Below are 562 nucleotides of genomic sequence, written 5' to 3' on the forward strand. Positions count from 1 at the left end.
GCTATTGAGCACTCTGATGTGTGTATACTGATGCTCGATGCGACACGCGGCTTTGAAAGTCAGGATGCTAATATCTTTTGGCTTGCCCAACGCAACCGCAAAGGTATAGTGATATTAGTTAATAAATGGGATTTGGTAGAGAAAGAAAATAATACGGCTAAGGCTTACGAGGCTGCCATTCGCAAAGAGATAGAACCTTTTACTGATGTGCCTATTATCTTTGTGTCAGCCCTTAATAAACAGCGTATTTACAAGGCGATAGAGACGGCGGTAGAGGTGTATAACAACCGCACTAAGCGTATACCTACCCGTCAGCTTAACGAGGTGATGTTGCCAATAATAGAGAACTATCCGCCACCAGCTATCAAAGGTAAATATGTGAAGATAAAGTTCTGTACCCAATTGCCTACACCGATGCCGCAGTTTGCTTTTTTTGCTAATCTGCCGCAGTACGTAAAAGACCCTTATAGGCGTTTTATTGAGAATAAACTCCGTGAAAACTTTGATTTTAAAGGAGTTCCTATTGATGTGTATTTCAGACAGAAGTAATGAATCATCTTTT

The 562-nt window shown here is 40.9% G+C and carries 1 protein-coding gene; it reads left to right on the forward strand.

Annotated elements, in window-relative coordinates:
• Positions 1 to 549: GTP-binding protein (locus HMPREF9441_RS16165; RefSeq protein ID WP_008622982.1), on the forward strand; the 549-nt coding region annotated here is incomplete at its 5' end.
• Positions 550 to 562 lie beyond the last annotated feature (13 nt).

Origin of the sequence: Paraprevotella clara YIT 11840 (genome assembly GCF_000233955.1) — a bacterium.
GTDB classification, from domain to species: Bacteria; Bacteroidota; Bacteroidia; order Bacteroidales; family Bacteroidaceae; genus Paraprevotella; species Paraprevotella clara.